Here is a 515-nt window from a genome sequence, read left to right as displayed (position 1 = left end):
CATGGCACAAGTCATCAACACCAATACGATGTCGTTGAATGCTCAGCGTAACCTGAGCACCAGCGGCAGCTCCCTGGCCACCACCATCCAGCGCCTGTCGTCGGGTTCGCGCATCAACAGCGCCAAGGACGACGCCGCCGGTCTGGCGATCTCCGAGCGTTTCGGCACCCAGATCCGCGGCACCGACGTGGCCATCCGCAACGCCAACGACGGCATCTCGCTGGCCCAGGTCGCCGAAGGCTCGCTGAGCGAAATCGGCAACAACCTGCAGCGCGTCCGCGAACTGGCCGTGCAGGCGTCCAACGCCACCAACTCCGCCAGCGACCGCAAGGCCCTGCAGGCCGAAGTGACCCAGCTGGTCAGCGAAATCGACCGCGTCGCCAAGCAGTCCGAGTTCAACGGCACCAAGCTGCTGGACGGCTCGTTCTCCAGCCAGCTGTTCCAGGTCGGCGCCAACGCCGGTCAGGCGATCGCCATCGACAAGGTCGTCGACGCCACCGTCGACAAGCTGGGCA

1 pseudogene is annotated in these 515 nt (G+C 65.4%); it reads left to right on the top strand.

Annotated elements, in window-relative coordinates:
• Window position 1 precedes the first annotated feature (1 nt).
• Window positions 2-515: pseudogene (locus ABE434_RS18800) on the top strand (flagellin); the annotation flags it as partial.

Source organism: Stenotrophomonas sp. TWI1183, assembly GCF_039673115.1.
Lineage (GTDB): Bacteria > Pseudomonadota > Gammaproteobacteria > Xanthomonadales > Xanthomonadaceae > Stenotrophomonas > Stenotrophomonas maltophilia_AA.
The sequence above is the reverse complement of the archived record's forward strand: the minus strand, read 5'-3'. Positions and strand labels throughout refer to the sequence as shown.